The following is a 12,777-nucleotide window of genomic DNA, read 5'->3' on the forward strand; positions in this document are numbered from 1 at the left end:
AAATCCCCGAACCAGTCGGGGATTTTTTATGTGCGATCAATCAGCCCGAGAGCGGATCAATCTTCGCGATAGCGACGCAGCTTCAACTGCTTGCCAGCAACGCGAGTGTCCTTCAGTTTGGTCAGGAGTTTTTCCAGACCATCTTCCGGCAGCTCGACGAGGCTGAAGCTGTCACGCACCTGGATGCGACCGATTGCTTCGCGAGCCAGGCCGCCTTCGTTCAGGATAGCGCCCAGCAGGTTCTTGGCAGCGATACCATCACGCGCACCCAGCGCGGTACGGCAGCGAGCACGACCTTCGGCCAATGGAACCGGAGCACGACGCTCACGATCACCACGGTCCGGACGATCACCGGTGCGCTCTGGACGATCGCCACGCGGTGCGTTGTTCGGCACCAGTGGACGTTCTTTCTCGATTGCAGCCAGGGTCAGCGCCTGAGCGTTGGTGGCCTTGCGCAACAGAGCAGCGGCCAGGGCACGCGGGGTGCAACCGATGTCGGCGGTCAGGCGATCGAGCAGATCACCGTGAGTCGATTCGGCATCAGCCACCAGCGGCGACAGGCTGTTGGTCAACTTCTTGATGCGGGCATCAAGAACAGCTTGTGCGTCCGGCAGGCGAACTTCGGCAACCTTTTGACCGGTTACACGCTCGATCACTTGCAGCATGCGGCGCTCACGTGGAGTCACCAGCAGCAGTGCACGACCTTCGCGACCGGCACGGCCAGTACGGCCGATACGGTGAACGTAGGACTCTGGATCGTACGGCATGTCAACGTTGAACACGTGAGTGATACGCGGAACGTCCAGGCCACGAGCAGCAACGTCGGTCGCAACAACGATGTCCAGACGGCCATCCTTGAGGGATTCGATCACGCGCTCACGTTGGTTCTGGGCAATGTCACCGTTCAGCGCAGCGGCTTTGTAGCCTTTGGCTTCCAGGGCACTGGCCAGGTCCAGGGTCGCTTGCTTGGTGCGCACGAACCTGCTCAGGGCGTCGAAGTCTTCGACTTCCAGCAGGCTCAATACAGCCGAGGTCTTCTGGTCAGCGTGAACCAACAGGTGAGCCTGTTCGATCGCGGTAACGGTCTGAGTCTTGGTCTGGATCTTCACGTGCTGCGGATCACGCAGGTGACGCTCGGCAATGGCACGGATCGACTGCGGCAGGGTCGCCGAGAACAATACGGTCTGACGGGTCGGTGGCAGAGCCTTGAAGATAACTTCGAGGTCGTCCATGAAACCCAGTTTGAGCATTTCGTCCGCTTCGTCCAGAACCAGGTGGTTCACGGTCGACAGGACTTTTTCGTCACGACGCAGGTGGTCGCACAGACGGCCCGGCGTGGCGACAACGATCTGTGCGCCATTACGGATTGCTTTCAGTTGTGGGCCCATAGGGGCGCCGCCGTAAACGGCCACAACGGTAACGCCCGGCATTTGCTTGGCGTAGGTTTCGAAAGCGGTTGCTACTTGCAGCGCCAACTCACGGGTTGGCGCCAGGATCAGGGCTTGCGGCTCGCGCTTGGCAGGATCGATGCGATGCAGGATAGGCAGGGCGAACGCGGCGGTTTTACCGGTACCGGTTTGCGCTTGGCCAATCATGTCGTGGCCGGCCATGATGATCGGGATCGATTGCTGCTGAATAGCCGAAGGTTCTTCGTAGCCGGTCGCAATGACGGCTGCAAGAATATTCGGATTAAGATTAAAAGCGGCGAAGCCGCCGGTTTCCTGGGTCATGGGTCTGCCTCTAAGTGCATCCGCAAAGACCCATGCTCCAAAGCTGCGCATGCCGTGTAAGACTCAAGAGTCGCCCTGGCTGCTTTGTCGGCGGGGATTTGCGAAAACGAATGAATGAAAAAGATTCGTCAAGGGAGAGTCCGCTGTGCGGACGTGCAGCCGAAGCTGACTTCGGGGAATTGCGCTACCTAAACGCGGCCCGGTTAAAGGCCGGCGCGCACTATACCGGAATTCGCCCAAAAAGGGAGCATTATTTGTCGGAAAACTGACGTATATACCGTTGTGTCACAGGCTTTGCGGATAATCGTGCAACGGTCTATTTTTCAAAGGCCCGGCCCTGCTGGTGATGGCGCTAAAACGGTTCACCCTTGTGACGCAGACCTTCGGTCTGACCTCTCCTTCCCGCCCGAGGAAATGCCCCATGAATCAGACCGTTTCCAGTCGCGTCAGCCGTGAACGACGTGGTCATGTCGTGTTACTTGGCCTGGACCGGGTCGCCAAGCGCAACGCCTTCGACCTGGACCTGCTCAACGAACTGAGCCTGGCCTATGGCGAATTCGAGGCCGACAGCGAGGCGCGGGTGGCGGTGGTGTTCGGCCATGGCGAGCATTTCACCGCCGGGCTCGACCTGATCAATGCCAGCGCCGCCCTCGCCGAAGGCTGGCAGGCACCGCCCGGCGGCTGTGATCCGTGGGGCGTGTTCGCCGGGCCACGGGTGAGCAAACCGGTGATCGTCGCCGCGCAAGGCTACTGCCTGACCATCGGCATCGAGTTGATGCTGGCCGCCGACATCAACCTCTGCGCCAGCAACACCCGTTTCGCCCAGATGGAGGTGCAGCGCGGGATCTTCCCGTTCGGCGGTGCCACGTTGCGTCTGCATCAGGTCGCCGGCTGGGGCAACGCCATGCGCTGGCTGCTGACCGGCGATGAATTCGATGCGCATGACGCGTTGCGCCTGGGATTGGTGCAGGAAGTCATGGCCAGTGAGGATCTGTTGCCGAGGGCGATTGAACTGGCTGAGCGCATCGCCCGGCAGGCGCCGTTGGGGGTTCAGGCGACGTTGATGTCTGCCAGACAGGCGCGGTATGAAGGGGAAACCGCGGCGGCACAGGCGTTGCCGCCGATGGTGAAGAAGTTGCTGGCCAGTGAGGATGCCAAGGAAGGTGTGCGGTCGATGGTCGAGAAGCGACCGGGGGTCTTTAAAGGGGTTTGAGGGATGCATTGGTAGCAGGGGCCTCTTCGCGAGCAAGCCCGCTCCCACATTGGAATGCATTTCCCTGTGGGAGCGGGCTTGCTCGCGAAGAGGCCATCACAGACACCCCATCAAGTCGCCGGCCGAATCGCCTTGATCAACGACAACAACGAATACCCCAATTGCGGCGCCAGCCCTTCGGCCCGGGCGATCAGGCCGTCCATATCCAGTTCCTGATCCAGCTCCGACGGCACGATCAGGATCACGTTGCCCTCCTTCACCGGCAGTTCCCAGTAATGCCGATGATAGAGCCCGCGAAACATTGCGGCGCCCAGCGGTTTGCCGTCGTCGGTGGCCCACTGATTGATCACCAGCCAGCCCCCCGGACTCAGGCGTTTCTGACAGTTTTCCAGAAAACTCCAGGCCAGATGCCCGACGCCCGGCCCGACGTCGGTATAGAGATCGACGAAAATCAGGTCTGCCGGTTCAGCGGTCTCCAGCAACTCCAGCGCATCGCCGACGCGGATATACAGCCGGGGATCGTCATCCAGCCCCAGGTATTCGATGGCCAGGCGCGGCACGTCCGGGCGCAGTTCGATGGCTTCGACGTCTTCCAGCGGCAGGAACTTGAGACAGGCCTGGGTCAACGTGCCGGCGCCGAGACCGAGGAACAGCGCACTTTCCGGCTGCTCGTGACACAACGCACCGATCAACATGGCGCGGGTGTAGTCGTATTCCAGCCAGCTCGGGTCAGCGGTGAACACGCAGCTTTGCTCGATGGCATCGCCGAATTCTAGAAAGCGGTAATCGGCCACTTCCAGCACGCGAATCACGCCGAACTCATCCTGTACCTCGGCGAGCAGATGCTCGACGCGCTCCTCAGTCATTTCGTCTCCAGATCGTCACCGGGCCCGGCAACCAATACACCGCAACATGAAGCGGCAAAGGCGCGATTGTCCGCGAAGCGACGGGAACAGGTCACGCACTAATTGCTGATAACATAAGGACCCGTGCGTAAACACTAGAGACCGTGATGAGCCAACCCTGGAGCCCTGACAGCTGGCGTGCCTTGCCGATCCAGCAACAACCCCGCTACCCCGATGCCGCGCATTTGCAGCACGTCGAGCAAACCCTGGCCAGCTATCCGCCGCTGGTGTTTGCCGGTGAAGCCAGGGAGTTGCGCCGTCAGTTCGCCGAAGTCACCCAGGGCCGCGCGTTTCTGTTGCAGGGCGGCGACTGCGCCGAAAGCTTCGCCGAGTTCTCCGCCGCGAAAATCCGCGACACCTTTAAAGTGTTGCTGCAAATGGCAATCGTGATGACCTTCGCCGCCGGTTGCCCGGTGGTCAAGGTCGGGCGCATGGCCGGGCAGTTCGCCAAACCGCGCTCGGCCAATGACGAAACCATCGACGGCGTGACTTTGCCGGCCTACCGTGGCGACATCGTCAACGGCATCGGTTTCGACGAAAAAAGCCGCGTGCCGGACCCGGAACGCCTGCTGCAGTCCTATCACCAGTCTACGGCGACCCTGAACCTGCTGCGCGCCTTCGCCCAGGGCGGTTTTGCCGACCTGCATCAAGTGCACAAGTGGAACCTGGATTTCATCGCCAACTCGGCCCTGGCCGAGAAGTACAGCCACCTGGCCGACCGCATCGATGAAACCCTGGCGTTCATGCGCGCCTGCGGCATGGACAGCTCGCCGCAACTGCGCGAAACCAGTTTCTTCACCGCCCATGAAGCGCTGCTGCTGAACTACGAACAAGCCTTCGTGCGTCGCGACAGCCTGACCAACGATTACTACGACTGCTCGGCCCACATGCTCTGGATCGGCGACCGCACCCGCCAGCTCGATGGCGCACACGTGGAATTCCTGCGCGGGGTGAACAACCCGATCGGTGTGAAAGTCGGCCCGAGCATGAACCCGGAAGATTTGATTCGCCTGATCGACGTGCTCAACCCGGACAACGATCCGGGCCGCTTGAACCTGATCGCGCGGATGGGCGCGAACAAAGTCGGCGATCACCTGCCACAGCTGATCCGCGCCGTCGAACGCGAAGGCAAGAAAGTGCTGTGGAGTTCCGACCCGATGCACGGCAACACCATCAAGGCCAGCAGCGGCTACAAGACCCGCGACTTTGCGCAGATTCTTGGCGAAGTGAAGCAGTTCTTCCAGGTGCACGAAGCGGAAGGCACTTATGCCGGCGGTATCCACATCGAAATGACCGGGCAGAATGTTACTGAGTGCATTGGTGGGGCGCGGCCGATTACTGAAGACGGGTTGTCGGATCGGTACCACACCCATTGCGATCCGCGGATGAATGCCGATCAATCGCTGGAATTGGCGTTTTTGATTGCTGAGACGTTGAAGCAAGTCCGCCGTTAAATCGCGTCGCGCCCTTGGCGAGCAAGCCCGCTCCCGCATTTGGAATGCGGTCCCCTGTGGGAGCGGGCTTGCTCGCGAAGGCGTCCGCTCAGGCACCACCCAACTGAGCCAATGCCACCCGCAACCGCCCCGCACTCACCCGCTGACAATTCAATTGCACCTGCTCCAGCCCCAACCAATCCGCCATTTGCCGCAAATTGACCGCCAACGCCAACATCCCCGCCTCATCCAGCCCCGGCTCTTCCTCATGCACCGCATGCACCGCCAACCGGCCTAATGCCCGTTCAGTGCGCAAGTCCACCCGCGCGGCAATCCGTTGATTGTGCAAAAACGGCAACACGTAATAGCCGTAGATCCGCTTGTCCTGGGGCGTATAAATCTCCAGTCGATAACGGAAATCGAACAAACGCTCGGTGCGGCTGCGTTCCCAGATCAGTGAATCAAAGGGAGACAACAAGGCGCTGGCCTCAACCTTGCGCGGCACCTTGGGCTCGGGCAGGCAGTAGGCCGGTTGCCGCCAGCCTTCGACTTCGCAGGTCAGCAATTCACCGGCCTCGACCAATTCCGCCAATCGCAGCCGACTGTCGGCCGGGTTCAAACGGAAATAGTCGCGCAAATCCTTTTCCGTGCCGACACCCAGCGCCGTTGCCGCATGCAATAACAACCCGCGCTGAGCCTCGGCTTCGGTGAGCAACGGTTGCTGGAGAATCGCTGAAGGAATCACCCGTTCCGGCAAATCGTAAAGCCGTTCGAATCCGCGCCTTCCGGCGACAGTCACTTCACCAGCGGCAAACAACCATTCCAGGGCATGCTTCTCGGCGCTCCAGTCCCACCACGGCCCGGCCCGTTCCTGACGGGTCGACAAACTACCGGCGCCCAGCGCCCCCAGTTCCTCGACCGACGCCAACACCCGGCGAATCGTCTCTTGCTGTTCACGACCAAATTTCGCCAATTGCTGATAGATGTCTTCACCACGGGTCGCACGCTGCATGCGCCAGCGCATCAACGGGTACATGGACAACGGCAACAGCGAAGCTTCATGGCCCCAATATTCGAACAACGTGCGTTGTCGGCCCTGACTCCAGGCCGCCTGGTCGAGCAAGTCAGATGAATAATTGCCAAGACGGGAAAACAAGGGAAGGTAGTGCGAACGCACTAACGCATTGACGGAGTCGATCTGCAAAATACCCAGGCGTTCGATCAACCGGTTGAGCTGAACCGGTTTGATCGCCGCTGGCGGCTGGCGCCCGTTGAACCCTTGGGCAGCCAGTGCCAGACGTCGAGCCTGTTTGATGGAAAAGGACAGCGTTGCGGGCATGAGCATCTCCTTGTCTGCTCGCAACCTACCTCACCAGAGAGGGGTTTGTGTAGCAATGGCCTCATCATTTATGCATCGGATCGTCCCAGAACGGCCGGATCGATTCGTGCTCGACATCCGCACGGCTCACACCGATGTCCTTCAGCGCTTCATCGCTCAGGCTCGCCAGCAGCTCGCGTTCGCGGTGAAGTTCGTACCAGCGACTAAACTTGTGCAGCAGATCCGAAACAGCGTGGATTGAGAATTTTTCTGACGTTACATGCTCGTGTTGACCTTTCATCATGTTGCCCTCCTTTAGGGATGGCTCAAGTCTCGCGCCAGAGCTAAGATCAATCCAACGAATGTTTCTGATGGTATGCATCTCGGAGATTGATGAATGTCGGCCTTTCCTAGTATTGATACCGATGTGCTGCGCACCTTTGTTGCCATCGCCGACCAGGGCGGCTTTACCCGAGCCGGTGAATTGGTCAACCGCACCCAGTCTGCGGTGAGCATGCAGATGAAACGCCTGGAAGAAGACGTGTTGCAGCGTCAGTTGTTCGAGCGGGACGGACGCTAGGTCAAGCTGACCGCTGAAGGCCAGGTGCTGCTCGGCTATGCCCGGCGCATCCTCAAACTGCACAGTGAGGTGTTCAATACTTTGCGCGAGCCGCACATGGTCGGCACGGTGCGCATCGGCACGCCGGATGATTATGTGATGCGGTTTCTGCCAGGAATCCTGTCGCGCTTCGCCAAGTTCTATCCGCTGATCCAGATTGAAGTTCACTGTGAATCGACCAAGCAACTGTTGCAGCGCCAGGACCTGGACCTGTCGATCGTCACCCGTGAGCCAGGCACCGAGATTGGCCAATTGCTGCGCAAGGAACGTTTCGTCTGGGCCGAGGCGCAATGCTTCAGCGCCCACGAACAGACGCCGTTGCCCCTGGCGATGTTCAACAGTGATTGTTTCTGTCGGTTGTGGGCGTGCAATGCCCTCGACGCGATGGGCCGCGATTACCGCATCGCCTATAACAGCTCGAGCCTGTCGGCGTTGATGGCGGTGGTCAGCGCCGGCCTGGCGGTGACTGCGCAACTGGAAAGCCTGATCACCCCGGACATGCGCATCCTCGGCGCCGCCGAAGACCTGCCGTTGCTGCCCGAAGCCTGCATCATGCTGGTGCGCAACCTGCACAACCCGTCGCCGATCACCGAATGCCTGGCCGAACACATCGTCGAAGGCTTCAAACTTTAAGGGCGAGCATTACCGCACAGAACACCAGGAAACCGCAGAACAGCCCGCGCAACAGCCGCTCCGGCAAGGCGTGGGCGATCTTCACGCCCCAACTGATGCTCATCAGACCGCCGACAGCCAATGGCAAACCGATCATCCAGTTCACCTCATGGTGCACGGCGTAAGTCACCAGGGTGACGCCGGTGCTCGGCAATGCCAGTGCCAGCGACAAGCCTTGGGCGACAACTTGAGTGGTGCCGAACAGACTGGTCAGCACTGGCGTCGCCACCACTGCCCCACCCACGCCAAACAATCCGCCCATGGTCCCGGACGCCGCGCCCAGCACACCCAGCCATGGCCATGAGTAATTCATCTGTGAAGAAACCGGCGAATTGGCGGTGAACATGCGCACCAGGTTGTAGGTGGACAGGGCCACGAGGAACGCGACAAAGCCGATGCGCATGGTTTGTGCGTCGATGCCCACGGCCCAGATCGATCCGATCCACGCGAAACAAAAACCCATCGAGGCCAAAGGCAAAGCGTGGCGCAATTCGATGCGATTGCGCTGGTGATAGCGCCACAGTGCCAGCATCACGTTCGGCACCACCATGACCAACGCCGTGCCTTGGGCGAGTTGCTGGTCCAGACCGCAGAGCACGCCAAGCAACGGGATGGCCACCAAGCCACCACCGATGCCGAATAGCCCACCCAGGGTGCCCAAGGCCACGCCGAAGATCAGGTACATCAAAAACTCAATCACAGGCCACTTCCCTCTCGTCAGGCGTTTCATCCTACGCAGTCGGTGCTGGCGGGGAAACGCACAGCAACGCACAATGGCTGTGCCGATTTCGCACAAGCGCTGGTGAAACCATGAATCCCAATCAATTGACCGACCAACTCGGGCTGTTCCTCGATGTGCTGGAAACCGGCAGCTTTTCCGCTGCTTCCCGGCGCCATCCGCTGACACCTTCGGCAGTAGCCCGGCGTATTGACAGCCTGGAAAGCGCGGTCGGCAGTCAATTGTTTCTGCGCAGCACACACGCGGTGCGGGCGACGCCGGCCGGTTTGGCGTTTGCCGAACGTGCGCGGCGGATCGTGGCTGAGTTGCGTTTGGCCCGGGCCGAAGCGGTGTCCCTTAGCAGCGCGCCCGAAGGCTTGATCCGGGTGGATGCGCCCGCCGCGTTCGGCCGCCGGCATCTGGCACCGGTCATCGCTGACTTTCTGATGTTGTACCCCGGTCTCGACGTGCAATTGCACCTGATCGACAGTTTTGTCGACATGCAGGGCTTGAACCTGGGCAAAGTCGATCTCGTACTGCGTGCCGGGCAAATGGCCGACACCCGACTGGTGGCCACGCCACTGGCGAACATGGTACGTATCGCCTGCGCCAGTCCTGACTATCTGAAACGCCGAGGGGTGCCGACCGATCCTGCTCAGTTAATCGAACACGATGGCCTCGACTGGGACGGCCTCGCCCCGCCCTTCGCCTGGCGCTTTGAACAGGACGGGCGCATGCAACTGCATCGCCCGGCGCGCATTCGCATGAGTGCCAACAATGCCGAGGCGCTGGTTTGCGGCGCACTGGCTGGACTGGGCATCGCGCACTTGCCGACCTGGCTGGCCAGCGAATACCTGTTGCGCGGCGAATTGCTGCCATTGTTCTGCGAAAACGGTCTGCCGAAACCGGAAACCGCCGGAATTTACGCGTTGCGCCTGGAGCAGCAGGCCAGTTCCCGCAGTCGCCTGTTGCTGGAATACCTGAAGACCCGCTTCAGCCCGATTGCTCCCTGGGATCTTGCCCTGCAAGGCAATCTGGCCGGGTATTAGCCATAATTATCTGGCGCATTAAAGATTCGCCCGCTAGATTCATGACGATCACTGATCAAGGCTTTGACATGACCACCGAGAGCAACACCCCGGACAACTGCGACGACCTGCTGCTGGACAATCAGGTCTGCTTCGCCCTGCATTCCACTTCGCTGCTGATGACCAAGGTCTACAAACCCTTGCTGCAAGCACTGGGCCTGACCTATCCGCAGTACCTGGCGATGATGGTGTTGTGGGAAAAGGATGGTTTGACCGTCGGCGAAATCAGCAATCGCCTGCTGACCGATCCGGGCTCGTTGACGCCACTGCTCAAACGCCTGGAAGTCGAAGGACTGCTCAGCCGCACCCGCAGCCGTGAAGATGAACGGGTGGTAATTGTCGAGCTGACCGAACAGGGCCGGGCGTTGCGGGACAAGGCGCGGGATATTCCGCAGTGCATCCTCGGTGCCAGCGGGCAGACGCTGGAACAGTTGAAGAAACTGCAAAACGATCTGCAAGAGCTGCGCAGCCATCTGCAAGACAGCCTCTAATCCCCCAAACACAATAGATCCCTGTGGGAGCGAGCCTGCTCGCGAATGCGGTGTGTCAGTCAACATCAGTGCTGAATGTCAGACCGCATTCGCGAGCAGTCTCGCTCCCACAGTTGTTTTTGTGGCCTTCCTTGAAAAAAATTCCGTCCTTAAAATCCTGATCAAACCCCTCTAACTCAATAGTCTTTACAACCCTCGCCCGCCCACTTGCCTCCCCTCACAAAACTTTTTCAAAAATTTATCTTGCGCGCTAAATATTCGCGAGCTACATTTATCTCGCAGTTACTTAGCGCGCAAACATTTAGCGCAAAACACCAAAATCCGAATGAGGCTCACACCATGCAAACTCTCTACACCGCAATCGCAACTTCCACCGGTGGCCGTGACGGTCGTGCGGTTTCCAGCGACAACATCCTCGACGTCAAACTCGCTACCCCGAAAGAACTCGGTGGTGCAGGCGGCGCAGCGACCAACCCTGAACAACTGTTCGCCGCCGGTTACTCAGCCTGCTTCATCGGCGCGCTGAAATTCGTTGCCAGCCAGACCAAACGCACCATCCCGAACGACGCCTCGATCACTGCCCATGTCGGCATCGGCCAGATTCCTGGCGGTTTCGGCCTGGACATCGACTTGCACATCAGCCTGCCAGGCCTGGAACAAGCTGACGCGCAATCCCTGGTCGATGCGGCTCACCAGGTCTGCCCGTACTCCAACGCCACCCGTGGCAACGTCGAAGTGCGCCTGCACGTTGCCGTCTAACCACTGATTCCCAGGCCCGAACAGGAAATGACCATGAACACGTTCAGCAAAGTCTTGACCGGTACCCTTCTCGCCCTCTCCGTCCACAGCGCATTCGCGGGCGATGGGGTTGAACACAACACCCAGGCGTTCCTTGATGTACTGAATGCCGGCACCGGCAAGCCGATGGAACAGCTCTCGCCGAAAGAGGCCCGCGCGGTGCTGGTGGGTGCGCAAGCCGGGGTGAAGCTGACGCTGCCAAAAGCCGTCGTCAGCCAGAAGACCATTCAAGTCGATGGCCAACCGATCAGCCTGACCGTCGTCCGGCCGGCCGGGGTCAAGGGTGAGTTGCCCGTGTTCATGTTCTTCCACGGCGGTGGCTGGGTGTTGGGGGATTTCCCGACCCACGAACGGCTGGTTCGGGATCTGGTGGTGGGTTCGGGTGCGGCGGCGGTGTTCGTCAATTACACCCCGTCGCCGGAAGCGCACTACCCGGTGGCGATCAACCAGGCTTACGCCGCGACCAAATGGGTGGCCGAGCACGGTAAAGAGATCAACGTCGACGGCAAACGCCTGGCGGTGGCCGGCAACAGTGTCGGTGGCAATATGGCCGCAGTGGTTGCGCTGATGGCCAAGGACAAAGGCACACCGGCGATCAAGTTTCAGGTGCTGTTGTGGCCGGTGACGGACGCCAGCTTCGAGACCGCGTCCTACAACCAGTTCGCCGAGGGGCACTTCCTCACCAAAAACATGATGAAGTGGTTCTGGGACAACTACACCACCGACGTCAATCAGCGTAACGAGATCTACGCGTCACCGCTGCGGGCGACCACGGCTCAGCTCAAAGGTCTGCCACCGGCTCTGGTGCAGACCGCCGGCGCCGATGTGCTGCGCGATGAAGGCGAGGCCTATGCGCGTAAACTCGACGAGGCTGGCGTGCCGGTCACGGCGGTTCGCTACAACGGCATGATCCACGACTATGGTTTGTTGAACGTGGTGAGTCAGGTGCCGGCGGTGCGTTCGGCGATGCTGCAAGCGTCTGAAGAACTCAAGCAACACCTGAAATAAAAATGTGGGAGCGGGCTTGCTCGCGAAGAGGGAGTGTCAGACGAATCATTGTCGCCTGATACACCGCTTTCGCGAGCAAGCCCGCTCCCACAGGGGGTTTTCAGCGCTCTCACGTTATTCGCAGGCACAAAAAAGCCCGACTCAATGGTCGGGCTTTTTCATTCCTGAAGCTGTGCTTATTTAGCACGGCCTTTGTAGGAACCGCCTTCGCGGGTATCGATCTCGATCATGTCGCCGATTTCGATGAAGTCAGCAACCGACAGCTCGGTACCGTTCTTCAGTTTGGCAGGCTTCATCACCTTGCCGGAAGTGTCGCCGCGAGCGGAACCTTCGGTGTAGTCAACCTGACGCACGATAGTGGTCGGCAGTTCTACGGAAACCAGACGCTCTTCGAAGAAGATCGCTTCGCAAACATCGGTCATGCCTTCTTCAACGAAAGGCAGAACGGCTTCGATGTCTTCAGCGTTCAGCTCGTACATGGTGTAGTCGGTGGTGTCCATGAACGTGTAGGTGTCGCCGCTGATGAAGGACAGGGTCGCTTCTTTGCGGTCGAGGATTACGTCGTCCAGTTTGTCGTCAGCGCTGTAAACGATCTCGGTCTTGTAACCGGTCAGCAGGTTCTTCAGCTTGGTCTTCATGATCGCGCTGTTACGACCGGACTTGGTGAATTCAGCTTTCTGAACCAGCCAAGGATCGTTTTCGAGACGGATCACGGTACCGGGTTTCAGTTCTTTACCAGTTTTCATTGCGAATATCCGAATTTGGATGGGATTTACAAAAATCT

Annotated in this window: 12 protein-coding genes and 1 pseudogene; 7 read left to right on the forward strand and 6 right to left on the reverse strand. The window is 59.6% G+C overall.

All coding sequences use genetic code 11. The features are described 5' to 3' along the window. Positions 1 to 56: 56 nt before the first annotated feature. On the reverse strand, positions 57 to 1,730 hold the full coding sequence (locus tag ACIQY3_RS21845) for a DEAD/DEAH box helicase (protein ID WP_403023418.1): 1,674 nt from the start codon (positions 1,728 to 1,730) through the stop codon (positions 57 to 59). 421 nt (positions 1,731 to 2,151) lie between these two features. Between ACIQY3_RS21845 and ACIQY3_RS21850 the strand changes: the two genes are divergently transcribed. Continuing rightward, the gene (locus ACIQY3_RS21850; RefSeq protein WP_403023421.1) at positions 2,152 to 2,943 is read left to right on the forward strand and encodes a crotonase/enoyl-CoA hydratase family protein; all 792 of its coding nucleotides are present in this window, start codon (positions 2,152 to 2,154) and stop codon (positions 2,941 to 2,943) included. Between the two features lie 110 nt (positions 2,944 to 3,053). On the opposite strand, the gene ACIQY3_RS21855 is transcribed toward ACIQY3_RS21850, so the two are convergent. Further along, positions 3,054 to 3,809, reverse strand: a complete 756-nt coding sequence (locus ACIQY3_RS21855; RefSeq protein ID WP_403023423.1) for a spermidine synthase — start codon at positions 3,807 to 3,809, stop codon at positions 3,054 to 3,056. A gap of 146 nt (positions 3,810 to 3,955) precedes the next feature. Between ACIQY3_RS21855 and ACIQY3_RS21860 the strand changes: the two genes are divergently transcribed. Continuing rightward, a complete protein-coding gene (locus tag ACIQY3_RS21860; protein WP_403023426.1) occupies positions 3,956 to 5,302 on the forward strand; it encodes a class II 3-deoxy-7-phosphoheptulonate synthase in 1,347 nt (448 codons plus the stop codon). Between the two features lie 88 nt (positions 5,303 to 5,390). Here ACIQY3_RS21860 and ACIQY3_RS21865 read toward each other — a convergent pair whose 3' ends face one another. Both ACIQY3_RS21865 and ACIQY3_RS21870 read right to left on the reverse strand, forming a co-directional pair. Then, positions 5,391 to 6,620, reverse strand: a complete 1,230-nt coding sequence (locus tag ACIQY3_RS21865) for a winged helix-turn-helix domain-containing protein (RefSeq protein WP_403023428.1) — start codon at positions 6,618 to 6,620, stop codon at positions 5,391 to 5,393. 64 nt (positions 6,621 to 6,684) lie between these two features. After that, positions 6,685 to 6,900: a DUF1127 domain-containing protein gene (locus ACIQY3_RS21870; protein ID WP_054052224.1), complete on the reverse strand. Its 216-nt coding sequence runs from the start codon at positions 6,898 to 6,900 to the stop codon at positions 6,685 to 6,687. A gap of 96 nt (positions 6,901 to 6,996) precedes the next feature. Here ACIQY3_RS21870 and ACIQY3_RS21875 point away from each other — a divergent pair. Then, a pseudogene (locus tag ACIQY3_RS21875) lies at positions 6,997 to 7,851 on the forward strand (LysR substrate-binding domain-containing protein). Here the strand turns inward: ACIQY3_RS21875 and ACIQY3_RS21880 are convergent. Beyond that, on the reverse strand, positions 7,841 to 8,590 hold the full coding sequence (locus ACIQY3_RS21880; protein WP_403023431.1) for a sulfite exporter TauE/SafE family protein: 750 nt from the start codon (positions 8,588 to 8,590) through the stop codon (positions 7,841 to 7,843). The pseudogene ACIQY3_RS21875 and the gene ACIQY3_RS21880 overlap by 11 nt on opposite strands. A 110-nt stretch (positions 8,591 to 8,700) precedes the next feature. On the opposite strand from ACIQY3_RS21880, the gene ACIQY3_RS21885 reads away from it, so the two are divergent. The 4 genes from ACIQY3_RS21885 (at position 8,701) to ACIQY3_RS21900 (ending at position 11,993) form a co-directional block, all read left to right on the forward strand. Beyond that, positions 8,701 to 9,657 (forward strand): LysR family transcriptional regulator, encoded by a 957-nt coding sequence (locus ACIQY3_RS21885; RefSeq protein WP_403023434.1) that lies wholly within the window; start codon positions 8,701 to 8,703, stop codon positions 9,655 to 9,657. A gap of 68 nt (positions 9,658 to 9,725) precedes the next feature. After that, positions 9,726 to 10,187, forward strand: coding sequence for a MarR family winged helix-turn-helix transcriptional regulator (locus ACIQY3_RS21890; protein ID WP_403023437.1), 462 nt, complete (start codon positions 9,726 to 9,728; stop codon positions 10,185 to 10,187). Positions 10,188 to 10,526: 339 nt separating this feature from the next. Beyond that, positions 10,527 to 10,946: an organic hydroperoxide resistance protein gene (locus ACIQY3_RS21895; RefSeq protein ID WP_403023440.1), complete on the forward strand. Its 420-nt coding sequence runs from the start codon at positions 10,527 to 10,529 to the stop codon at positions 10,944 to 10,946. A gap of 33 nt (positions 10,947 to 10,979) precedes the next feature. Next, positions 10,980 to 11,993 carry an alpha/beta hydrolase fold domain-containing protein gene (locus ACIQY3_RS21900; protein ID WP_403023443.1) on the forward strand — a complete coding sequence of 338 codons (1,014 nt, stop codon included), beginning with the start codon at positions 10,980 to 10,982 and terminating at the stop codon, positions 11,991 to 11,993. 176 nt (positions 11,994 to 12,169) lie between these two features. On the opposite strand, the gene ACIQY3_RS21905 is transcribed toward ACIQY3_RS21900, so the two are convergent. After that, positions 12,170 to 12,739 carry an elongation factor P gene (locus ACIQY3_RS21905; protein WP_007943632.1) on the reverse strand — a complete coding sequence of 190 codons (570 nt, stop codon included), beginning with the start codon at positions 12,737 to 12,739 and terminating at the stop codon, positions 12,170 to 12,172. Positions 12,740 to 12,777: the final 38 nt, after the last annotated feature.

The sequence above is a fragment of the Pseudomonas sp. NPDC096950 genome, from assembly GCF_044762525.1.
Classification (GTDB): domain Bacteria; phylum Pseudomonadota; class Gammaproteobacteria; order Pseudomonadales; family Pseudomonadaceae; genus Aquipseudomonas.